Origin of the sequence: Streptomyces sp. NPDC050485, from assembly GCF_044458185.1 — a bacterium.
Lineage (GTDB): Bacteria > Actinomycetota > Actinomycetes > Streptomycetales > Streptomycetaceae > Streptomyces.
Genome location: NZ_JBITHR010000008.1, coordinates 1 through 22,040 on the forward strand (window position 1 = coordinate 1; position 22,040 = coordinate 22,040).

Below are 22,040 nucleotides of genomic sequence, written 5' to 3' on the forward strand. Positions count from 1 at the left end.
ACCCTGTGGGAGAGTAGGACGCCGCCGAACAAATTTTGGGGAAAGCCCCGCACCAAGGTCCTTCGGGACCACGGTGCGGGGCTTTTCTGCGTTTAAGGGCGGATCAAGCAGATCACGCCGGCTCAAGCAGATCCCAGCGATTTCCGTACAGATCCTCGAACACCGCGACCGAGCCGTACGGCTCGTGCCGCGGTTCCTCCAGGAATCGGACTCCGGCCGCCAGCATCCGGGAGTGGTCGCGCGCGAAGTCCTCGGTGTGCAGGAAGAATCCGACGCGGCCGCCGGTCTGTGCGCCCACGCTCGCTCGTTGGGCATCATCCTTGGCCCGGGCCAGGAGCAGCGCGACCGCCCCGTTCACCGAGCCGGGCGGGCGGACCACCACCCAGCGCGAACCGTCCCCGCGGTCGGTGTCCTCGGCCAGTTCGAAACCGAGGGCGCGGGTGTAGAAATCGATGGCCTCGTCGTAATCGCGTACGACGAGAGTGATCAGTGCGATGTGCGGCATGTGGCCAAGGTTATACGTATCACTCGACCCTGAAGAGGCGCTGTCCCTCAAGAAGTCCGAAGAAGTCCGAAGAAGCCTGAAGAGGCCCGAAGGGACCTGAAAGATCCGGTGGAACAATGCGGCCATGGATCCAGACCTGTCCCGGCTCGCCGCTCGTGCCCGCCGCCTCATAGTGCCCGGTCGCCGCCGCATCCTCGGTATCGCGGGCCCGCCCGGGGCCGGAAAGTCCACGCTGGCAGGGGAGTTGGTGCAGCGGCTCGACGGGCAGGCCGTGTTCGTGCCCATGGACGGGTTTCATCTCGCCAACGCGGAGTTGCGCCGCCTGGGACGTACCGAACGCAAAGGCGCGCCCGACACTTTCGATGCCGCCGGATACGTCGCCCTGCTCGCCCGGTTGCGCTCGCCCGAGCCGGGCGCGGTCGTATACGCGCCGGAATTCGACCGGTCGTCGGAGGAGGCGCTGGCCGGGAGTATCCCCGTGGCGCCGGACGTGCCGCTCGTCGTGACCGAGGGCAATTACCTGCTCCACGACGAAGGGGCTTGGGCGCAGGTCAGGGACCTCGTCGACGAGATCTGGTACCTGCACGCCGACGACGCGCGGCGGGCGCGCGGGCTGGTGGAGCGGCATGTGCGGCACGGGAAGTCCCAGCCGTACGCCGAGCGGTGGGTCCGCGAGTCCGACGAGGTCAACGCGCGTCTCGTGGCGGCTGGCCGGGAGCGGGCGGATCTTGTCATCACCGGGGCGCTCACTGGGTAGGCTCGCAGCTCCGGCGACGGTGCGACGGGAAGGCAGCAGACGTGGGGATATTCCGGCGAGGGCCGAGGCGGGACGCGAGCGACGTTCCGCGGGACCCCGAGTTCGGCTTCTTCTCGGACGGCGAGGGCACCCGGTTCCGTGCTCAGGTCAGAGAGGCGTTCGCCGAGCTGGGTCTGGAGGTCACCGTCTACGCGGACCTGGTGAAAGACAGCGCCGGCCGCCAGTTCGGCCTGAGCAACCTCGCCGCCGTCTGCCACAACGATCCGCGCGGTCCGCGCATGTGGCCGGAACTGATCCGTAAGCACGTCGGGATGGTGCTGCGCACCATGGACGCGCCTTCCGCACTTGAAACCCTGTCGCCCGATCAGATTCGCGCCCAGCTCTACCCGCGGGTGATCAGCCGCGACGGCCTCGACCCGCAGAGCTTCGGATACGCGCGCAGTGTCGCGCCCGGACTGTACGAGATCCTCGCGCTCGATCTCCCCGAGAGCGTCATGATGCTGACGGACGAGGCCCTCGAACCCCTCGGTAAGGTCCCCGACCTGCGCGAACGGGCTCTGCGCAATCTGCGGGAGCTGCCCGTCGAGGGCCACGAGACGGTGAAGGGCGACGACGGGATGCGCTTCGACCTCGTGGTCGGCGACTCCTTCTACACGGCGAGCCGCGTGCTCGCCCTGGACGCCGTCGTCCGTCAGGTCACCGGCCGTGAGCTGCCTCCGGAGGGCGCGCTCGTAGCGATGCCTTTCCGCCACCAGCTCGCGTTCCATGTCATCCGCGACTCCGGCATGGTCCTCGCCCTCAACGCCATGGCGTCCTTCGCCGCCTCCGGCTTCGAGGACACTCCGGGCTCGATCAGCCCGTACGTCTACTGGTGGCGTGGCGGCACGCTCACCCAGCTCAGTGACCGGGACGGCGAGGGGCTGCGCATCGTCGTCGGGGAGGATTTCGGCGAGCTGCTCGAACGACTGGTGGGGGAGGAGACGGACGGACTGTGACGCGTGCGCTCACCGTCCCCCGGCGGGACTGCGACGCTTGCCGCCACTGCCACTGCCACTGCCACCGGCGCACTCGCACTCGATTCGCACTCGCGCTCAAACGGGCGCCCGGGCAGGATGGGGCCATGTCCACGACACCTGCCCCCGCGCCCTTCACCGCCGATGACTATCGCACCAGGATGGCCCGCGCCGCCGAGTCCGCCGCCGACGCCGGTCTGGCCGGTGTGATCGTCGCGCCCGGACCCGACCTCGTGTACCTCACCGGCTACCAGCCGACCGCGATCACCGAGCGGCTCACCGTCCTGGTGCTCACGGCCGGCCAGGACCCGGTCCTCGTCGTGCCCACCCTGGAGGCGCCCGACGCGGCGCACGCCGCCGGGGCCGCCGCGCTGACCCTGCGGGACTGGACCGACGGCAAGGATCCCTACGCGGTGACGGCCCCGCTGCTCGACGTCGACGGCAGCTTCGGCGTCAGCGACAACGCCTGGGCGATGCATCTGCTCGGATTCCAGAAGGAACTCCCCGGCACGTCCTATGTCTCGCTGACCGAGGCCCTGCCGATGCTGCGGGCCGTCAAGGACGAGCACGAACTGAGCCGCCTGGAGGCCGCGGGTGCGGCGGCGGACGAGGCGTACGGAGAGATCGTGAAGGTACGTTTCGCGGGCCGGAAGGAGACAGAGATCGCCGCCGATCTCGCTGCCCTCCTGATGAAGTACGGCCATTCGCAGGTCGACTTCACCGTCGTCGGCTCCGGGCCCAACGGCGCCAACCCGCACCACGAGGCGGGCGACCGCACCATCGAGCGCGGCGACATGGTCGTGCTCGACTTCGGCGGCCTCAAGCACGGCTACGGCTCCGACACGACCCGTACCGTGCATGTCGGCGAGCCCAGCGCCGACGAGCAGCGCGTTCACGACACGGTGCGCGCCGCCCAGCAGGCGGGTTTCGAGGCGGTCAAGCCCGGTGTCGCCTGCCAGGACATCGACCGCGTGGCCCGCGCGGTCATCGAAGACGCCGGATACGGCGAGTACTTCATCCACCGCACCGGCCACGGCATCGGCGTGACCACCCACGAGCCGCCGTACATGATCGAGGGCGAGGCGCGGCCGCTGGTGCCCGGCATGTGCTTCTCCATCGAGCCGGGCATCTATCTGCCCGGCCGGTTCGGCGTCCGCATCGAGGACATCGTCACCGTTACGGATGACGGTGGCCGGCGTTTGAACAACACCGACCACGCCATGGCGATCGTCGAGTAATCCCCTTCAGTCGAGTAATCCTCGTCAGTGGTACGGGTGTTGAGCCGCGCGGTCCTCAGGGGCCGAGGACCGCGCACGACTCCGGAGGCATCAGCAGCAGGCCGTCCGCGCCCGGCGCCCCGACCGGCTCCCAGGCCGCGAGGACCCGGCCGCCGTCCCCGAGCCTGATCCTGACCGGCTCCTTGGCGAGGTTGACCGCGACCCGCAGATCGCCCCGCCGGTAGGTCAGCCAGCGCGCCTCCTCGTCGTACGCCACCTTGACGGCCGCGAGGTCGGGGTCGGTGAGGTCCGGCCGGTTCCGGCGCAGGGCGATCAGCTCGCGGTACCAGGCGAGCAGCCTCGCGTGCGGCTGCCCCGCCGGCTCCGTCCAGTCCAGGCACGAGCGCTGCCGGGTCGTCGGGTCCTGCGGGTCCGGGATGTCCTCGGCGGCCCAGCCGTGCGCCGCGAACTCCCGCCGCCTGCCGTCCCGTACGGCCCGGGCGAGCTCGGGATCGGGGTGGTCGGTGAAGAACTGCCAGGGCGTGCGGGCGCCCCACTCCTCGCCCATGAAGAGCATCGGCGGGTACGGGCTCGTCAGCGTCAGAGCCGCCGCGCAGGCCAGTAGACCGGGCGACAAGGTGGCCGAGAGGCGGTCGCCCTGGGCCCGGTTGCCGATCTGGTCGTGGGTCTGCGCGTACCCCAGGAAGCGGTGTGCGGGGGTGTGGCCGCGGTCGACCGGCCGCCCGTGCGTACGGCCGCGGAAGCTCGAATACGTACCGTCGTGGAAGAACACGCGGGTGAGGGTCTTGGCGAGCGCGGACAGCGGGGCGCGCGCGAAGTCGGCGTAGTAGCCCTGGGATTCGCCGGTGAGCGCCGTGTGCAGCGCGTGGTGGAAGTCGTCGTTCCACTGCGCGTGCAGGCCCAGGCCGCCCTCGCCGCGCGGGGTGGTCGTACGCGGATCGCAGGCGTCGGACTCGGCGATGAGGAAGAGCGGCCGGCCGGTCTCGACGGCCAGCACGTCCACGGCGGTGGAGAGCTCTTCGAGGAAGGTGTACGCACGGCTGTCGGCCAGCGCGTGCACCGCGTCCAGGCGCAGTCCGTCGAGGCGGTAGTCGCGCAGCCAGGCCAGCGCGCTCTCCAGGAGGTACTCGCGGACCTCGTTGGAGCCGGGCGCGTCCAGGTTGACGGCCGCGCCCCAGGGCGTGTGATGGGTGTCCGTGAAGTATGGGCCGAACGACGGCAGATGGTTGCCGGACGGGCCCAGATGGTTGTGCACGACGTCCAGGACCACGCCGAGACCATGGGAGTGCGCGGAGTCGACAAACCGTTTCAGCGCCTCGGGGCCGCCGTACGGCTCGTGCACCGCCCAGAGCGAGACGCCCTCGTACCCCCAGCCGTGCCGTCCCGGGAACGGGCACACCGGCATCAGCTCGATGTGGGTGATCCCCAACTCGGCCAGCCGCGCCAGGTGTTGGACGGCCGCGTCCAGGGTGCCCTCGGGGGTGAACGTGCCGATGTGCAGCTCGTACAGCACGGCGCGCGGCAGGGGGCGGCCCGCCCAGGGATGCCGCCAGTCGAAGGTTTCGTGGACGACGACGGCGCTGAGGCCGTCGGGTCCGTCGGGCTGGCGTCGCGACCGCGGGTCGGGCAGCGCCGGTCCGTCGTCCAGGACGTACCCGTAGCGGTCGCCGGGATGCCCGTCGGCCTCGGCCCGCCACCAGCCCGCCCGGACGGGATGGCGGCTCATGGGATGGGTGGCGTCTTCCAGAAGAAGGGCGGCCCGGTCGGCGTACGGCGCCCACACTTCGAACAGCACTGCGTGTCCCCCTGTCGTTGCCGGTTGCGACCATGGTGCGGCAGAGGAGGGGGAGATGCCCGTAATTCGGGACTACTTCCCGACCATGTCGATCACGCGCCCGAAGCCGAGGTTTGAGAAGTCGGCCGACACTGATAGCGGGCGGGGCGGGCCCGGTCCGGGGATTTCGCCATCCGATGTGGCTGCGTCGCAGGTCAGCGAGGGGACGGGTGGTGAAAGTGCGCCTCCTTGGGAGGGCGTCGGTCTGCTGGACACTTTGGGCCTTCTGGAAGGACAATCGACGCTGTGACGTCCTCCTTCGAATTCCACACCTCCGCGGCACCCGCCCGGCTCTCCGACGCGGAGCGCGACCGGGTGCTGGACGTGCTGCGGGAGGGCGCCGCCCAGGGCAAGCTGTCGCACGACACCTTCCTGCGCCGCATGGAGCTGGCCCTCGCTGCCCGCGGGGCGGACGAACTGGTCGCGCTGACCGCCGACTTGGAGCGCCGCAACCGCTGGTCGAAGGCCGTGTTCGGCGCGGTCGGCAAGGTGTCCGGGTTCTCGGTCTCGCTGCGCCGGGCCTGGCAGTCGGAGCGGCTGCCCAAACTGCTCTTCCCCGTGCCGGGCCCGTATCCACTGAGGATCGGCCGCGACCCGGCCAACGGGCTCCGGCTGAGCCACGACACCGTCTCACGCGTCCACGCCGAACTCGCCTTCCAGTCCGGCAAGTGGCTGCTGCGCGACCTCGGCTCCACCAACGGGACCTGCGTCAACGGGCGCCGCGTGACCGGAGCCGTGTTCGTGGCCGACGGCGACCAGGTGAGCTTCGGCCGGATGGCCTTCCGGCTCGCCACCGACTGATCAGCCCCGGGTGCTATACGGCATGAGTCCGGGTCAGGGCACCGCGACCCAGGCCGAGTCGGCCTGTGGTATGCGTGAGCTGCGGAGCTCCCGTCGGGGTGGCTGCGCGGCGCTGAGCGCCTGGACGACCCGGCGCCGGGGTGGCAGGAGCTTGCAGAGGGAGGCCCCTGCCATCACGAGTGTCGTCGCCGCGACCACGGTGGCCAGCGCCTGAAAGCCGGATCCGGGCCGCGCGAGGCCCTTCGCCGAGAGTGCCGACGCCCCGCCGACGCCCAGCGCTCCGGCTGGTGGCAATCCTCCGTACACGCGATCTCTGCCCCTCGATGACGGTGCCGAACGATGAACGGTGAGCCGCGGCCAGGCTCAGGTGGCGCGCCAGTGCTCTTCCCTGCGGCGGGCCATGTCCCACAGGGAGCGGAGGTAGACGGCGTGCTGGAACATGTCGTAGGCTAGCTCGACGGCGAGTGTGCCGGCAAGGAGTTGGGACTTCCAGCCGGCGCCGTGTGCGGTGACCACCTTCTCCGCGACGAAGACGAGGCCGACGGCGATCCAGAAGGGCGTGAACTCCGGCCTTCCCCGGGCGAGCATCCATCCGGTGAAGACGAGGTAGAGGGCCAGGAAGAGAACGGACAGGCCCATGAACGTCTGCCGGAGGATGTACGGGGCGGTGACCTTCGTCCAGCCGTAGTCGCGCAGGTTTTCCAGGGCGCCGCGCTGCCAGCGCAGGCGCTGGTGCCAGAGCGTGGGCAAGCTGGTCATGACCTCGGTGACCACGCCGCAGCCGGGTGGGGAGACGGTGCGGTAGCCGAGGGTGCGGACGGCTTTGGTGATCTCGTCGTCCTCGGTGAGCGAAGCGAGGGAGTAGTAGGAGGTGCCGCCGCCGATGAGTCCGGCGAGGCGGGCTTGTCGCACCTCGCGCAGGGTCCGGGCCCGAAAGAGGGTCGCGGTGCCGGTGAGGACGTCGGCCCGGAAGTCACGTCGGGCTATCTCGCGGGCGTAGCGGTGGAATTCGATGCGCTGGAGCGCTCCGAGCAGGCCGCCGCCCTTCTCGCCGTAGAAGATGCCGCCGACGGCTCCGACGGTGCGGTCCATGGCGGCGATGGCACTGGTAAGGAAGGACGGCTGGAGCATGGTGTCGGCGTCCTGGACGAGGACCAGGTCGGTGTCGTCGAGGTCGGTCAGGAGCCGGCCGAGGGCCTGGTTGAGGGCACCGGCCTTCTTGTGCCGGTTGTCCAGCGATTCGATGACGGCGGCCCCGTTGGCCCGGGCGATCTCCACGGTCTGGTCGGTGCAGTTGTCGGCCACGACCACGACCCGGTGCGGTGGGTGTTCCTGGCGGTACAGCGCCGCGATGGCGGCGGCGATGCGCTCGGCCTCGTCGTGGGCGGGTATCAGCGCGAGGATGTGGGGGGCCGCGGCCGTCCTGTCCTGGGAGACGCGGGCACGGACACGTGGGACCGTGCGTCCGAAGCGTGGCCATCGCATGGAGGTGCTCCTGCAGCTGTGTTGTCCGGGTACGCGGGAGAAGGAGTAGTAAGCGGGAGAAGATGGGGTGCCGCACCGTGCGTGCGGCACCCCGTTGCCCGGATCAGCCCCTGGGGCGGATCTCGATGGTGTCCTGGGCGGTGGCGAAGACCGGTTCGCCCAGCTGGATGCCGACTTGGGCTCGTCCGGCCGGTGCCGTCGCCTCGACCTCCATCGCCGGGTAGACCGACACCCAGGCGTCCCTGCCGGGCCCGCTCGGCACCAGGTTGAGCGGGATGGCCGGGCAGGTCAGGGTGCGGTGGTCGGCCGACAGCACGCCCAGGGCGACCACCTCGTGGCTCTCGTCGTCCCAGCGGGTGAACGCGAGCTGGTCCTCGGTGAACCGCAGGCCCTCGGGGGCGGTGAAGACCGCCTTGACCGTTCCGATGGGGCGCTGGCCGGTGTTGCGGATGACGAAGGCCGGGTAGATCCAGCGGTCCTGACCCGCGGTCGCCGTCAGTGTCTGCGTCTTGATGGTGGCCCGCGCTCCGGTGTCGATGCTGCGTGGTGCCGTGTACCGGTAGTAGACGCTGCCGAGTTGGAAGGCGTCTTCCGGCTTGGCTTCGTCCCAGCGCAGGCTGCTCGGCGTTCCGTCGGGGTTGACGGACTGCGGCCAGACCAGGAAGCGGTAGTAGCCGGTCTTGTCGCCCAGCTGACGGAGGTCGATGGCGGGCAGGGTCACCTTGCGGCCGGTTCCGCTGTCCGCGTGCCCATCGGCCTTCTGCAGCTGAGGAGTTGGTGTGTAGTGCGAGGGCGTGCCGTCCTCGTGGACGAGCTGGTAGTAGACGTGGTCGCTGTTGTTGCTCGGCACGTCCTGCTGGCCCTGGCGCAGGTTGACCAGGTCGATGATGAACTTGTCCCCGGGGACGCGCCCGTTGTCCGTGACGAGGCCGAATCCGGCCTGGCTGTTCGGTGTACCGCCCCAGTTGTTGTCGTAGGGCAGCCGGACGAAGGGCCGGCCGACCTTCTCCGGGTCGCTCTTCTGCCAGGCGCCGGCGAGCACCTCGACCTCCGGGTTCGCCGTGCGGACGTCCCCATTGTCGAGGGTGACGTCGACCCGGATCGGGTACGTGCGGCTGTACGCGGGGCGGGGGTCGGCGTCGACGTTCAGATCGCCGCGCAGGGTGAAGGTGATCAGGTCGGCGTCATCGAGGAACGTGAGGTCGATGACCTCGTACTCCTGGTCGATGCCGCCCCTGCCGCGCTTCACCTCGGTGGCGGTGATGTCCGCCTGCCCGTTGCCGGTGTACGAGTACTTGACCTCCTTGATCTTCACCCCCATCGGGACCCGGATGCGGCCGTCGTAGCGGAACTCGCTGTCCCAGGTGGCGAACCGGTTGGCATAGCCCAGGGTCCGGATGCCGGTGCCTTCGGGGTCGAGCGGCGCGCTGTCCTGGGGTGTTGCGGGAGTGCTCATGCGTGCTGTCTCTGCTTCCTGCCGAGAGTGGGTTGGCGATGCGGCGCAGGAGCCACCTCCATGGGTGGCCCCTGCGCTTCCGCTACGGCGTCTGGATGACGATCAGGGCTTGGCCCGAGGCGAAGACCGGGTTGCCCACCTGGAGGCTCACGCGGACCGTGCCAGGAGTGGCGAAGGAGTCGACCTCCATCTCCGGGTAGGCCAGGACCCACTTGCCGGGGGCGATGTCCAGTCGGGCCTGGCGGCAGGTGAGCCGGCGGCCGTCGGCCGACCGCTCGGCGGCGTTGACGACCTCCTGGCCGGTGTCCTCGTGCCACAGCACCAGCCGGTCCTCGGTGAACCGCATGCCTTCCGGCGCGGTCAGTACGATCTGCTCGGTGTCGATCGCGCGTCGGCTGGTGTTCGTGATCTGCAGGACCGCCGGGTACACCCACTTCTGTCCGGGCTGTACCTCCGCTTGGTCCTGCCTGGTCTGCGTCACCCGCGCGGTGAGGTCCGATACGAGGCCGGTGATCGTGCCGGAGACCTGGACCGGGGCGAGGCGTCCGATGCTCGCCGAGCCGTTGTCGTATCGGCCGGGCACGGCGTCCGTCCGGGCCTGCACCGGAATGGTGTAGATGAGCGAACCGGTGTCGCTGGTGGTGGTGTTGAGGTGCGGGCTCGCCTCGATGACCAGGGTCCGTCCGGAGTCCTCGATGCGGTGGTCGAGGTTGCCGGAGACGACGCCGTGGATGGTTTCGTAGTACGCGTACGTGGGCTGACCGCTGAAGGTGAAGCCGTCTGGCGCGGTGAAGCGCTGGTCGATGACCCCCGGGTTGACCGGCTGGCCGGTGCCGGAGGTGAACTTCATGGTGAAGACGGTCCGTTGGCCGGGGGCGGCGGTGGGGATCGTGTCCTGGATGACGGTGAGGGCGGTCTCGTCACCGATCGGTGCGGGGACGACGATCGTCACGGGCAGGCGCTCGACGTTGTCCTTGAGGTTGATCTCGCCGCTGTACTGGATCTCCAGCGTGGAGTGGTAGATGCCCGGAGGCGTGTCGTCGGGGGCGCTGACGCGGAAGACGCCGTCCAGGGAGCCCTGGTTGGTCAGCAGCTGCTGACCGGTGAAGGTGCGGCTGAGCCGCCGGTCGTTGGTGCCCGGCCCGCCCACCAGGCCGTCGGCGAGGCTGAGCACCACGGTGACGAACCGCCCGTCGACCTGGTTGGGCCCGCGGTTCTTGACCCGGGCACCGAGGTCGAACTCCTGGCCGCGCTGGACCGCGTACGGAGAGACACTCTCGGCGTACAGATCGGCGGCGGGCGGCAGCGGCGGCGTCATGTCGGCAACGGCCGTCACTCCGCGGACCCGGTGGTTCTGGTAATCCCCGATGTACAGATTTCCCGCGGCGTCCAGTGCCACGCCGCACGGGCTGTAGAGCCGGGTGGAGACGGCCGGGCCGCCGTCGTCGACGTAGCCCGCGATCCCGTTGCCCGCGACGGTGGTGATGACGCCGTTGGTGGATACCCTGCGCACGCGGTTGTTGGCGCTGTCGGCGATGTACAGGTTGCCCGCGGCGTCCAGTGCCACGTCGTGTGGGTGGTGGAGGCCGGTGGCGGCGGCGGGTCCCCCGTCGGAGACGTAGCCGGCGGTGCCGTTGCCCGCGACGGTGGTGATGATGCCGTTGCGGGTCACCTTGCGGACCCGGTGGTTGAGGCAATCGGCGATGTACAGGTTCCCGTCGGGATCCACGGCCACCCCGGACGGGTTCTGAAGCCGGGTGGCGATGGCCGGTCCGCCGTCGGAGACATATCCCGCTTCTCCGTTGCCCGCGACGGTGGTGATGATGCCGGCGGGAGACACCTTGCGGACCCGATGGTTGGACCACTCGCTGAAGTACAGGTTTCCCTCACGGTCCACTGCGATGCCGTGGGGGTGGTTGAGCCGGGTGGCGATGGCCGGGCCGCCGTCGGAGACGTATCCCGCTTCTCCGTTGCCGGCGACCGTGGTGATGATCCCGGCGGGGGTCACCTTGCGGATCCGGTGGTTGACGCCGTCGGCGATGTAGACGTTGCCGGCGTCGTCGACAGCCACGTCGATGGGTTCGTTGAGCCTGGTCGCGACGGCGGGCCCACCGTCGGATACGTAACCCGCCTGGCCGGTGCCCGCGATGGTGGTGATGATCCCGTCGGGGGTCACCTTGCGGATCCGGTGGTTGTGGCGGTCGGCGATGTAGAGATTGCCCTGCTTGTCGACAGCGAGGCCCAGGGGGAGGTTAAGCCTGGTCAGTGGCGCGGGGCCGCCGTCGGAGAGATATCCGGCGGCGCCGGTGCCCGCGACCGTGGCAATGGCGCCGTTGGGCAGGCCGATGGGCTGTGGTCCGGTTCCGGTACTCGATTCGCCTGCCATCAGTGCTTCTCCCGTCTGCGGGCATGGCACATCGGACGCGGGCGTGCCGCGCCGATGAGGATGCGGTGGGTAATCCGGAGTACGGCACACGCTAGGCGCTACCTTCCGGGAACTTCACGCTAATTCCGGACGGTCCACCCAAGGCGCGAACGGCGTTCTTGCGCCGCAGAAGGAAGCGCCAACCGGACCCCTGGCCTCCCATACGGCATCAGTTCGTGGCCAAGGCGCAGCCCAAAACCGCCCAAAGGTCCAGACTGCTGCGGTGGGCGGCCGACGCATCCGCCCCGGCCGAGATGGCTGCCCGATGTGTCGGAATCTGCCAGGGAAAGCCGAGCGCCAACCAGTGTGTGCGCAGCCCGCTGACCGGAATGCGGCGCCGCCCGTGGGCCTCACTGCTGGTGCAGGCCGCGTCCGGCGAGCGTGAGGAAGGTTTCGCCGACGGCTTCCGAGAGGGTGGGGTGGGGGTGGATGTGACCGGCCACGTCGGAGGGCTCGGCGTCCCAGCCGACGATCAGCTGGCTCTCGGCGATCATCTCGGAGACGTTCGGGCCGACGAGATGGACCCCGAGCACCTGCCCGGCGCGCTCAGCGACCACCTTCACCACGCCGCCCTGGCCGTGCACCATTCCCTTGGCGACGGCCGTCAGCGGCATCGTGTTGACGACGACATCGTGACCGCGATTGCGGGCCTCGGCCTCGGTCAGGCCCACCGACGCGGTCTGCGGAGAGGAGTACGTGACCCGGGGCACCGCCGTGTAGTCGACGGGCGGGGAGGCCACCCCGGCCAGCGTCTCGGCCACCAACAGGCCTTCCGCGAATGAGGCGTGGGCCAGACCGAGTGAGGGCGGCGGCAGCAGATCGCCCACCACATGGATGCCAGGAACAGGGGTTTCGAGCCGGGACCAGTCGGCCGGGGCAAGGAAGCCCCGCTCGTCCGCGGCGAGCCCGGCCGCGGCCAGGTCGAGCCCGTCGGTGACCGGGGTGCGGCCCACCGCGACCAGGAGCCGCTCGGTCTCGACGGTGCGGACCTCGCCGCGGGAGGTGCGCACCGAGGCGCGCACGCCGTTGCCCAGCAACGCCGCGTCCAGGAAGCGGGCGCCGGTCTGTACATCGATGCCGCGCTTCTTGAGCCCCCGGGTCAAGTGGCGGCTGACGTCGGCGTCTTCGAGCGGCACCAGACGGTCGGCGGCTTCGACCAGGGTGACCTCGGCGCCCATCGACCGGTGCAACGAGGCGTACTCGACACCGATCGCGCCTCCTCCCAGGACCAGCACCGAGCGCGGAAGGCCGGGGGCGAACAGCGCGTCGTCACTGGTGACCACGTGTCTGCCGTCCGCTTCGAGACCGGGCAGCATACGAGGCCGCGAGCCGGTGGCGAGCACAATGCCGCGCCGCGCGGAAAAGTTCCCGTACCCCTCGATCCATACGGTCTTGGGGCCCGTCAACCGGGCGCTGCCGCACAGCACTTCGACGTCGGCATGCGACAGATGCCCCTCGACGCCCTTGTGGTTGCGGGAGACGATGTCGTCGCGGGTGGCCACCAGCGCCTGCCAGTCGATCGAATCCAGGCTCGCCTTGACGCCCCACCGTTCGCGGGCCTCGGCGATCCCGTCCACCAGCTCGGCGGCGTGCAGCATCGCCTTGCTGGGGATGCAGCCGCGGTGCAGGCACGTACCGCCGACCTTGTCGCGCTCGGCCAGAACGACCTTCAGGCCGAGGGCGGCGGCCGGTGCCGAGGGCGGCGAACTGCACATCGCCGCCGTGCACGCGGTGGCCGTCGGGGTGCTGCCCGAGGTCTTCGCCCGCTGGCGGCGCAGCCACCCCGGAGTGAAACTGCTGCTCCACGAGTATGCCGGCACCGAGGCGTTGGAGGAGTCGGTCGAACGTGGCGCCGCCGACCTCGCCGTCGGCCCGCCCCCGCCGCACTGGGAGGGTCCCGTCGTCCCCTTCGGTGAGGAGGAGATCGGGCTCGTCGTCGCCTTCGACGATCCGCTGGCGGGCCGCTCCTCGGTCCGGCTCGAAGAGCTCGCGGAGCACACCTGGGTGCGGTGCGCGATGGAGCCTGTTGTCGAAGGGCGCCCCTTCCTCGACCTGGTCTGCGGGCGGGCCGGCTTCACGCCCCGGACCGCCGTGCGCACCGAGCACACCTCGACGGCCGTACGGATGGCGGCCGCCGGGGTCGGCGTCGTGGCCGTACCGACCCATGCCGTACGCGGCGGAATCGGCGAGGACTGCGTGCTGCTCTCGGTCGACCCGGCGTGGCGGCGTCCCCTGACGGTGTTCTCGCGGGTCGAGCTGACCGGCGCCGCCGCTGCCTTCGCCGAGCTGCTGCGCAGGTCAGCGCCGTACGGCAGTGGTGGTCTTTCACCCGTACGGCCGAACGCCGATCGCGACAGCGCCGCGGAGGTGGTCCGCTGAGAGCAGCCACCGGGCCCGTCGAAGACCCGGCACCACCGCGCCCCGCCGGGCGCCGACCGGGGAGGCGCGCCATGACCACCGTCGAGCCGCCCGAGGCGGGACCGGCCGCCGCCCCCGCGCCGCAGGCGCATTCACTGCTCGGGACCGCCGCCCGCCGCGACCCGTACGCCTTCTACCGGACCCTGCGCGAGGAACACCCCCTGCTGTGGGACGACCGGCTCGGGGCCTGGCTGGTCAGCCGGTACGCCGATGTCGTCCCGGCGCTCGGCGACCCCGCCCTCGTCGGCCCCCGCCGAGGAACGTGCTGCGGGCCGGGGACGGTGCACTGCGCCCAGGAGTACTCCGCGCCCGAGAGCGCCTTCGCCCTGCTGCGGGAGGTGTGCGCACGCACCGCGTACGTGCTCGCCCGCCGCCTCGCGGGACGCCAGGAGGCCGACCTGGTCGAGGAGTTCTGCCGGTGGCTCCCGACCGGCACGATCGCCGCCGCGACCGGACTCTCGTACGGAGCCGTGATGGGCCGCCCCTGCGGCGGCCCGGACCGCAGCCGGGCGGCGGCTCCCTGCGCCACCGACGCGGGCCGGCGCCGGGGCGGCACCGGAGTCGCCCTGCTCGCCGCGCGCTGCGCCGACCAGGCCGCACTCACCGGCCAGGCCCTCGCCTCGCTGATGGCCAACCTCCTGGAGAACCCAGAGCAGTTGGAGCTGGTGAAGGCGGTTCCGGCGCTGATCGGGCAGGCCTGGGACGAATCGCTGCGGCGCAATCCGCCCGTCCATGTGGTGCTGCGCCGAGCCGTCCGCGACCTTGCGATATCCGGCGGCACTGTCCCGGCCGGGGCCGCCGTCGCCCTGCTGGTCGGGGCCGCGAGCCGGGACCCCGACCGGTTCGCCCACCCCGACACCTTCGACCTGCACCGCACCAACCCCGGCGGGCTCGCCTTCGGGCCCGCCGACTGCCCGGCCGCCCGGGTCGCCGAACTCCAGGCGGAATGCGCGGTCGACGCCCTGCTCACCGCCATGCCCGGGCTGCGCCCCGCCGACGCCTTCGAGGCGGTCGAGAGCGGACTGCTCACCCGGGCCCCCCGCCTCCTTCTCGTACGACCCTGCTGAGCAGCGCCACCGGGAGCCCGGAGAGGAGTTCGTCCAGGGGCACCGCGCCGGTGAACTCCCGCCCGGGGGTGAGGACATCGGCCCAGTGGCCGTCCGGGAGAGGCAGTTCCGTCCCCGCCCAGCCGCCCGCCTCCGCCAGCCGCAGCGAGAGCCGGGTCACCGCCGTGACCACCTCGCCCGAGCGGCAGAACGCCACGCAGTGACCGGCCCGGGGCCCGCGCGCGGCCAGCGCCGCACAGCTCCCCGACTCGCCGAAGACGTACGGGAGTTCACGACGCAGTCGCAGGGCCGCCATGGTCACCCGGAGCTGCTCGCCGGGGGCGGCCAGGGCGGCCCGGTCGAACCGGACGACGCGCCGGTTGTCCGGGTCCACGAGCGCCGTGTACTCCTCCTCCGTCCCCTGGTAGAGGTCGGGCACCCCCGGCATGGTCAGCTGCAGTAGCGCCGCCCCCAGACTGTTGGCCCGCACGGCCGCCCGGGTCTCCTCGGCGAACTCGCGTACCGCCGAAGCCGGTTCGCCGCCGGGACCCGACGCCACGAAAGCGGCCACCGCCTGCTCGTACGCCGGGTCCTGCTCCGTCCACGCGGTGCGCAGGCCGGCCTCGCGCACCGCTTTGAGCAGCGCCGCCGTGAGCCGCTCCGGCTCCGGCAGACCGCCGAGCCCGACCGACGTCTGCCAGGCCGTCCAGGCCAGCATCCGATCGGGCGCCCGCGCCCCCGCGACCCGGTCGAGCAGCGCCGCCCACCGCTGCGGGCACTCGGACAGCACCGCGATGCGGGCCCGCACCTGAGCGCTGCGCTTGGTGTCGTGCGTGGAAAGGACGGTCCCGGTGGCTGGCCAGTCGCGGGCGAGGCGGGCACAGAACGCGTGGAACTCGGCGGGTTCCACCGAAGGCCGCCCCGGATCCCCGCCCACCTCGTTGACCGAGAGCAGCGGGGCATGGCGGTAGAAGGCCGTGTCCTCGACGGACTTGGCGTGCAGCGCCGACGACGTCTGCGCGAAGCGCGCCCGGAACGCGGCCCGCCCCGGACCGTCGCCGAGCCGCCCGAGCGCCAGATCCCGTACCACATCCACCGCGGCCGCCTCCTCGGCGACCGCGAAGGCGGCCTTCGCCTCCAGGGCGGCCGAGCCGGGCAGCGCCGGCTCCGCCCCGGCCCGGTAGGGACGGTAGACCGGGATCCGGACCAGCAACTCCCGCAGGGCGAGCCGCAGCGCCCAGGGGGCATGGTCGCGCAGCCCGGGACCGCCCGCCGCACAGATCCGCTGGGCGAGGCGCACCAGGTGCCCGGTCTCGGCCGCCAGCTCATGGTCGAACACCCGGTACGCGGCCCGGCGCACCGTCGGCTGCCAGTCGCCCCCCAGATCCTCCTCCAGCCCGGTGAACTCCCGGTAGTGCGCGCTGAGTTGACGCACTCCCACCGGATCGACGAACAGGCCGTCGATGTGCCGCAGCGCGTCATAGCCGGTCGTCCCTGCGACCGGCCACCCCGCGGGCAGCCGCTCGTCGCCGGTGAGGATCTTCTCCACGACCGTCCAGCGGCCGCCCGTCGCTTCCTTCAGACGACGCAGATACGCCTCCGGGTCCGCGAGGCCGTCCGGATGGTCGACCCGCAGCCCGTCCACCACACCGTCCCGGACCAGTTCGAGGATCTTGGCGTGGGTCGCCGCGAAGACCTCTTCCTCCTCCACCCGGACGCCGATCAGCTCCGAAATGGTGAAGAAGCGGCGGTAGTTGAGTTCGGTCCTGGCCAGCCGCCACCAGCCGAGCCGGTACCACTGCGCATCGAGCAGCTCGGGCAGCGGCAGACCGGCCGTGCCCTCCCGCAGCGGCAAGCGCTCCTCGCCGTAGCGCAGTACGTCCCCCGCCACCCTCAGGCGGTCCAGCTCCGCGCCCAGCGGCCCGGCGAGCACCGGCAGCAGCAGCCGCCCGTCGCCCGCCGCCCAGTCGATGTCGAACCACCGGGCGTACGGCGAGGAGGGGCCCGCCCGCAGCACGTCCCGCAGCTGCCGGTTGTGGCGCGGGGACGCCGACATGTGGTTCGGCACGATGTCGAGGATCAGTTGGAGACCGAACTCCTTGGCCCGCGCGGCGAGTCCGCGCAGCCCGGGCTCACCGCCCAGCTCCTCGCGCACCGTCGAGTGATCGGTGACGTCGTACCCGTGCGTCGAGCCGGGCACGGCCGCCAGGACCGGCGACAGATGGAGGTGCGAGACGCCGAGCCCGGCCAGGTACGGCACCGCCTCGGCGGCGGCGGCGAACGGGAACGCGGGCTGGAGCTGGAGCCGGTACGTCGCGGTGGGCGGGGTCATGCGAACGTAGGTACCCCGTTGAGCGGCTTCTGTGCCTCAGGCCGGAGCGGATGCCCCGGTCGGGCGCGTTGGCTTCGCCTGGTGGCCGGATCCCGGCGGCCCGCCGAAGGGTGCCCGCCCGCACGGCACCGTACAGCCGGTGATCTCCTCCTCGGCCCGCTCGCTGTCCAGCCGACGAACGCCACTTCCCGTAGAGCGCTCAGGCGGGCCGGCGCAGCACGGTCAGGCTCCGGCCGATCAGCGGGAGCCGCTCGCCGGCCGCCGCCTTCGGGCCCTGGCCCGGCGGCACGCCCTCCGGCCGCGCGGTGTCCACCACCACCTGCCACTGCCGGCCGTGGTTGACCGGCACCACGAAGTCGATGGCCTCCGCGCTGGCGTTGAACATCAGCAGGAACGAGTCGTCGCCGATCCGCTCGCCGCGCGGGCCCGGCTCGGAGATCGCGTTGCCGTTGAGGAAGACCGACAGCGCCTTCGCGCTCGCCGACTGCCAGTCCCGGTCGGCCATTTCTTCACCCTCAGGGGTGAACCAGGCGATGTCCGACAGCTCGTCGTGGGTGCCCTGGACCGGACGGCCGTGGAAGAAGCGCCGGCGCCGGAAGACCGGATGGTCCCGGCGCAGCCACACCATGGCCCGGGTGAAGGCGAGCAGCGTGCCCTCCGGATCGTCGCCGGGGTCCGGCCAGTGCACCCAGGACAGCTCGTTGTCCTGGCAGTACGCGTTGTTGTTGCCGCCCTGGGAGCGGGCGAACTCGTCGCCGTGGCTGAGCATCGGCACGCCCTGCGACAGCATCAGGGTGGCGATGAAGTTCCGCATCTGGCGGGCGCGGAGCTCGCGCACCTCGGGGTCTTCGGTGGCGCCCTCCGTCCCGCAGTTCCAGGACCGGTTGTGGCTCTCGCCGTCCCGGTTGCCCTCGCCGTTGGCCTCGTTGTGCTTGTCGTTGTACGAGACGAGGTCGTTCAGGGTGAAGCCGTCGTGGCAGGTGTGGAAGTTGATGGAGGCGAGCGGTCGGCGCCCGTCGTCCTGGTACAGGTCGGAGGATCCGGTGAGCCGGCCGGCGAATTCGGCGAGCGTCCGGGGCTGGCCGCGCCACAAGTCCCGTACGGTGTCGCGGTACTTGCCGTTCCACTCTGTCCACAGCGGCGGGAAGTTGCCCACCTGGTAGCCGCCCTCGCCCACGTCCCAGGGCTCGGCGATCAGCTTCACCTGGCTGACCACCGGATCCTGCTGGACCAGGTCGAAGAAGGACGACAGCCGGTCCACGTCGTGGAACTGGCGGGCCAGCGTCGCCGCGAGGTCGAAGCGGAAGCCGTCCACATGCATCTCGGTCACCCAGTACCGCAGCGAATCCATGATCAGCTGGAGCACGTGCGGGGAGCGCATCAGGAGGCTGTTGCCGGTGCCGGTGGTGTCCTCGTAGTAACGGAGGTCGTCGGCGAGCCTGTAGTACTGCGTGTTGTCCAGGCCGCGGAAGGAGAGGGTCGGCCCGAGGTGGCTGCCCTCCGCCGTGTGGTTGTAGACGACGTCGAGGATCACCTCGATGCCCGCCTCGTGCAGCGCCCGCACGGCCTGTTTGAACTCCAGCACCTGCTGGCCGCGGTCGCCCCATGATGCGTAGGCGTTGTGCGGGGCGAAGAAGCCGATCGTGTTGTAGCCCCAGTAGTTCGACAATCCGGAGTCCGCGAGCCGGTGGTCGTGGACGAACTGGTGCACCGGCATCAACTCCAGTGCGGTGACGCCCAGTTGGGTGAGGTGCTCGATCACGGCCGGATGGGCGAGCGCCGCATAGGTCCCGCGCTGCTCCGGGGGAAGCTCCGGATGCAGCATCGTCAGACCCTTGACATGAGCCTCGTAGAACACCGTGTGGTGGTAGTCGGTGCGGGGCAGCCGGTCGTCGCCCCAGTCGAAGAAGGGATTGACCACCACCGAGGTCATGGTGTGCGGCGCCGAATCCAGGTCGTTGCGGCTGTCGGGGCGCCCGAAGTGGTAGCCGTAGACCGCCTCGTTCCACTCCACCTGGCCGCTCATGGCGCGCGCGTACGGGTCGAGCAGCAGCTTCGCCGAGTTGCAGCGATGCCCCTTCTGCGGCTCGTACGGTCCGTGCACCCTAAAGCCGTACCGCTGGCCCGGCAGGACGCCGGGCAGGTAGGCATGGCGTACGAAGGCGTCGGACTCGCGCAGCTCGACGGCCGTCTCCGAGCCGTCGTCGTGCAGCAGACACAACTCGATCCGACGGGCGGCCTCGGAGAAGACCGCGAAATTGGTCCCGGCGCCGTCGTACGTGGCGCCGAGTGGGTAAGCCTGTCCCGGCCACACCTGCATGGGCAAGACTCTTCCACTTCCGCTCGGGGTACTGAGGGGCTCTCGGTCCAGATCCTCCCCGAAAAGGCGACCGTCACCCAGGACGTGCGGGTGCGCCAACGGGTGACCCGGACCCGGCCGGAGCGGCCAAGGGCTATGAATCCGCTCACTCCGGCAGATAGTGCCCAGTGGAACAGCCCGTATCCTCAAGCCAGTTGGCAAACTCGACTCGCCATCCGGCTGCATCGCCTCCTGCTCCCGGAGTACCCTTCCTTGATCGTTGGAGGGCGTGCGGGGCGCGTGGGACTCGCAGGGGTTTGCCGGGGGGCGGAAGGCGGTGCGTGGGTGAGCTCGGGAGGTCTTGAGCTGCCCCCTGGTGACGCGGGTCATGAGGGGGAGGCCGGCGACATCCCGCCCGGAGCGGTCTCCCTCGCGCGTCCGATGGAGATCGGGGCGGAGCTGGACTGGGGCGCGGACGCCTGGAGCGAGGTGCGTACCCGCGCGCAGCGGGCCGGGCGCGCCTACATCTGGCTGAACCTGGTGGAGCAGCGGCTGCGTGCCGTGGTGGCCGCCGTGCTCCGCCCGATCTACGAGCCGGTCCACGGTGACGACTGGGTGGTCGCCGCGGCCGGGCCGGCCGGTCAGGAGTGGGTGCAGCGGGCCGTCGCGGTGCGCGAGGTCTCGCGCCGCAAGGGCTATCTGCTCGACCCCGCCGATGACAATGTGCTCAGCTTCCTCACCCTCCCGCAGCTGCGCGAGCTGATGGTGCAGCACTGGCCCTGCTTCGAGCCGTACGTCGACGACCGGCGCGACGTCGAACTCGCCCTGGACGAGCTGGAGGTGGCGCGCAACGTCGTCTCCCGCAATCGGGCGCTGAACGAGGCGGTGCTCGCCCAGGCTGAGCGGGCCTCGGCGCGGCTCCTGGACGTCCTCGGGGGCGCCAGCGGCGCCCCGGCCGCGCACCGGCTGCCCATCGACGCGGTGGAGGACCTGGTCGGCGACCGGTACGCCGATGTCGTCTCCGTCCACTCCGACCGGGTGCGGCTCCAGCGCCAGCTGCCCGCCGAAGACCTCTTCGGCGGCGCCCGCCGCCTCGACGCGATAGGCATCGGCCTCAACCTCCTGGTGCAGAACTACTCGGGGCGGCGCCTGGTGCGGCTCGCTGAATCCGGCTGCCGGATCCGGCTGCTCTTCCTCAATCCGGCGAGCAGCGCTGTCAAACGCCGCGAACGGGAACTCGGCCTGAAAAAGGGCGAGTTGAGCCGCTCGGTGGAGATGAACATCCTGCACATGCGCCGGGTTCGGGCCCGGCTGCACGATCCTGGGGCCTTCGAGATCCAGGTCTTCGACGAGACCCCGCGCTTCACCGCCTACCTGGTGGACGGCGACGGCGCGGACGGAGTCGCGGTCGTCCAGTCGTATCTGCGCCGGGCCAGGGGCATGGAGGCGCCGGTGCTCGTGCTGCGCGGGGGCGGCCGGCGGGACGTGGTGCGGCCCGGCCAGGATGTGGAGCACGGGCTGTTCGAGACCTATCGCGAGGAATTCGAGTCGGTCTGGGTGGATTCGCGCCCAGTGTCCTGATGTGGGCGGGTTTTCCTGCGGTGAATTCCCGCCGCCCGGCCGATTGTCAGTGGCGCGTGCGAGGGTGGTCGTCAACTGGGGGAAAGCACCACGAAGGAGGGGCAGCAGCATGAGCTGGCACCTGGAGCCGCTGGTCGGCTTCGACCTGGAGACGACCGGCACCGAGCCGCTCGAAGCGCGCATCGTGTCGGCCGCGATCGTCACCGTGCGGGGCGCCGATGTGGTGGGGCGGCGCGACTGGCTGGCGGATCCGGGCATACGGATCCCGGCCCAGGCCTCCGCGGTCCACGGCATCAGCACGGAACGGGCGGCGGCGGAAGGCCGGCCCGCGCCCGCGGTGGCCGACGAGATCGCCGATTGCCTCACCGGTCACTGGCGCCGGGGCGTGCCCGTGGTCGCCTACAACGCGGCCTTCGACCTGACGCTGCTCGCCGCCGAACTGCAGCGGTACGAACTGCCTTCGCTCAGCGACCGGTTGGACGGCGCGGCACCGGGGCCGGTCATCGATCCGTACACGATCGACCGCTCCGTCGACCGCTACCGCAGCGGCAAGCGCACTCTCGAAGCGGTGTGCGCCGAGTACGGAGTGGTTCTGGAGGCGGCGCACGACGCGGGGGCCGACGCGCTGGCCGCGGCCCGGGTGGCGGTGGCGATAGCCGAGCGCCACCCGCGGGTGGCGCGCCTCGGCCCGGCGGAGCTGCACGACCGCCAGATCCAGTGGTATGCCGAGTGGGCGGCCGACTTCCAGCAGTTCCTGCGGAAGAAGGGCACCGCCGACGCCGTGATCGACGGCTCCTGGCCGCTGCGCGAACTGGCCCCGGCGCGCGGCTGAGGACCGGCCTGCGGTTGA

The 22,040-nt window shown here is 71.0% G+C and carries 16 protein-coding genes and 1 pseudogene; 8 read left to right on the plus strand and 9 right to left on the minus strand.

Annotation, left to right across the window (positions count from 1 at the left end):
* Positions 1 to 112 precede the first annotated feature (112 nt).
* Complete coding sequence (locus tag ACIBK6_RS17845; protein WP_399052200.1) at positions 113 to 505, minus strand: VOC family protein; 393 nt, start codon at positions 503 to 505, stop codon at positions 113 to 115.
* Between the two features lie 124 nt (positions 506 to 629).
* On the opposite strand from ACIBK6_RS17845, the gene ACIBK6_RS17850 reads away from it, so the two are divergent.
* From ACIBK6_RS17850 to ACIBK6_RS17860, 3 genes are all read left to right on the plus strand, one after another.
* Positions 630 to 1,262 (plus strand): nucleoside/nucleotide kinase family protein, encoded by a 633-nt coding sequence (locus tag ACIBK6_RS17850; RefSeq protein ID WP_399052202.1) that lies wholly within the window; start codon positions 630 to 632, stop codon positions 1,260 to 1,262.
* 41 nt (positions 1,263 to 1,303) lie between these two features.
* The gene (locus ACIBK6_RS17855) at positions 1,304 to 2,257 is read left to right on the plus strand and encodes a hypothetical protein (RefSeq protein ID WP_399052203.1); all 954 of its coding nucleotides are present in this window, start codon (positions 1,304 to 1,306) and stop codon (positions 2,255 to 2,257) included.
* 125 nt (positions 2,258 to 2,382) lie between these two features.
* Positions 2,383 to 3,513, plus strand: a complete 1,131-nt coding sequence (locus ACIBK6_RS17860) for a M24 family metallopeptidase (RefSeq protein WP_399052204.1) — start codon at positions 2,383 to 2,385, stop codon at positions 3,511 to 3,513.
* 55 nt (positions 3,514 to 3,568) lie between these two features.
* On the opposite strand, the gene treZ is transcribed toward ACIBK6_RS17860, so the two are convergent.
* Positions 3,569 to 5,308, minus strand: coding sequence for a malto-oligosyltrehalose trehalohydrolase (gene treZ / locus ACIBK6_RS17865; RefSeq protein ID WP_399052205.1), 1,740 nt, complete (start codon positions 5,306 to 5,308; stop codon positions 3,569 to 3,571).
* 285 nt (positions 5,309 to 5,593) lie between these two features.
* Here treZ and ACIBK6_RS17870 point away from each other — a divergent pair, with 285 nt between their 5' ends.
* A complete protein-coding gene (locus tag ACIBK6_RS17870) occupies positions 5,594 to 6,148 on the plus strand; it encodes an FHA domain-containing protein (protein ID WP_399052206.1) in 555 nt (184 codons plus the stop codon).
* 33 nt (positions 6,149 to 6,181) lie between these two features.
* On the opposite strand, the gene ACIBK6_RS17875 is transcribed toward ACIBK6_RS17870, so the two are convergent.
* The 5 genes from ACIBK6_RS17875 to ACIBK6_RS17895 all read right to left on the minus strand — a co-directional run bounded on the left by ACIBK6_RS17875 (position 6,182) and on the right by ACIBK6_RS17895 (position 13,229).
* Positions 6,182 to 6,442, minus strand: coding sequence for a hypothetical protein (locus ACIBK6_RS17875; protein WP_399052207.1), 261 nt, complete (start codon positions 6,440 to 6,442; stop codon positions 6,182 to 6,184).
* A 69-nt stretch (positions 6,443 to 6,511) separates the two neighbouring features.
* Entirely contained in the window at positions 6,512 to 7,633 is a 1,122-nt protein-coding gene (locus tag ACIBK6_RS17880; RefSeq protein ID WP_399052208.1) for a glycosyltransferase, read from the minus strand.
* A 103-nt stretch (positions 7,634 to 7,736) separates the two neighbouring features.
* Positions 7,737 to 9,089, minus strand: coding sequence for a hypothetical protein (locus tag ACIBK6_RS17885; RefSeq protein ID WP_399052209.1), 1,353 nt, complete (start codon positions 9,087 to 9,089; stop codon positions 7,737 to 7,739).
* A gap of 82 nt (positions 9,090 to 9,171) precedes the next feature.
* On the minus strand, positions 9,172 to 11,475 hold the full coding sequence (locus ACIBK6_RS17890) for a hypothetical protein (protein WP_399052210.1): 2,304 nt from the start codon (positions 11,473 to 11,475) through the stop codon (positions 9,172 to 9,174).
* 389 nt (positions 11,476 to 11,864) lie between these two features.
* Positions 11,865 to 13,229, minus strand: coding sequence for an FAD-dependent oxidoreductase (locus tag ACIBK6_RS17895; RefSeq protein ID WP_399052211.1), 1,365 nt, complete (start codon positions 13,227 to 13,229; stop codon positions 11,865 to 11,867).
* Here ACIBK6_RS17895 and ACIBK6_RS17900 point away from each other — a divergent pair.
* Both ACIBK6_RS17900 and ACIBK6_RS17905 read left to right on the plus strand, forming a co-directional pair.
* Positions 13,189 to 13,893: pseudogene (locus tag ACIBK6_RS17900) on the plus strand (LysR family transcriptional regulator substrate-binding protein); the annotation flags it as partial. The gene ACIBK6_RS17895 and the pseudogene ACIBK6_RS17900 overlap by 41 nt on opposite strands.
* 71 nt (positions 13,894 to 13,964) lie before the next feature.
* On the plus strand, positions 13,965 to 14,999 hold the full coding sequence (locus ACIBK6_RS17905) for a cytochrome P450 (RefSeq protein ID WP_399052212.1): 1,035 nt from the start codon (positions 13,965 to 13,967) through the stop codon (positions 14,997 to 14,999).
* Here the strand turns inward: ACIBK6_RS17905 and treY are convergent.
* A complete protein-coding gene (gene treY / locus ACIBK6_RS17910; RefSeq protein WP_399052213.1) occupies positions 14,959 to 17,310 on the minus strand; it encodes a malto-oligosyltrehalose synthase in 2,352 nt (783 codons plus the stop codon). The two genes, ACIBK6_RS17905 and treY, sit on opposite strands and share 41 nt — an antisense overlap.
* A gap of 199 nt (positions 17,311 to 17,509) precedes the next feature.
* A complete protein-coding gene (gene glgX / locus ACIBK6_RS17915; RefSeq protein WP_399052214.1) occupies positions 17,510 to 19,630 on the minus strand; it encodes a glycogen debranching protein GlgX in 2,121 nt (706 codons plus the stop codon).
* A gap of 324 nt (positions 19,631 to 19,954) precedes the next feature.
* Between glgX and ACIBK6_RS17920 the strand changes: the two genes are divergently transcribed.
* Together ACIBK6_RS17920 and ACIBK6_RS17925 are read left to right on the plus strand one after the other, a co-directional pair.
* Positions 19,955 to 21,190 (plus strand): SAV2148 family HEPN domain-containing protein, encoded by a 1,236-nt coding sequence (locus tag ACIBK6_RS17920; protein WP_399052215.1) that lies wholly within the window; start codon positions 19,955 to 19,957, stop codon positions 21,188 to 21,190.
* Positions 21,191 to 21,299: 109 nt separating this feature from the next.
* The gene (locus tag ACIBK6_RS17925; protein WP_399052216.1) at positions 21,300 to 22,022 is read left to right on the plus strand and encodes a 3'-5' exonuclease; all 723 of its coding nucleotides are present in this window, start codon (positions 21,300 to 21,302) and stop codon (positions 22,020 to 22,022) included.
* Positions 22,023 to 22,040: the final 18 nt, after the last annotated feature.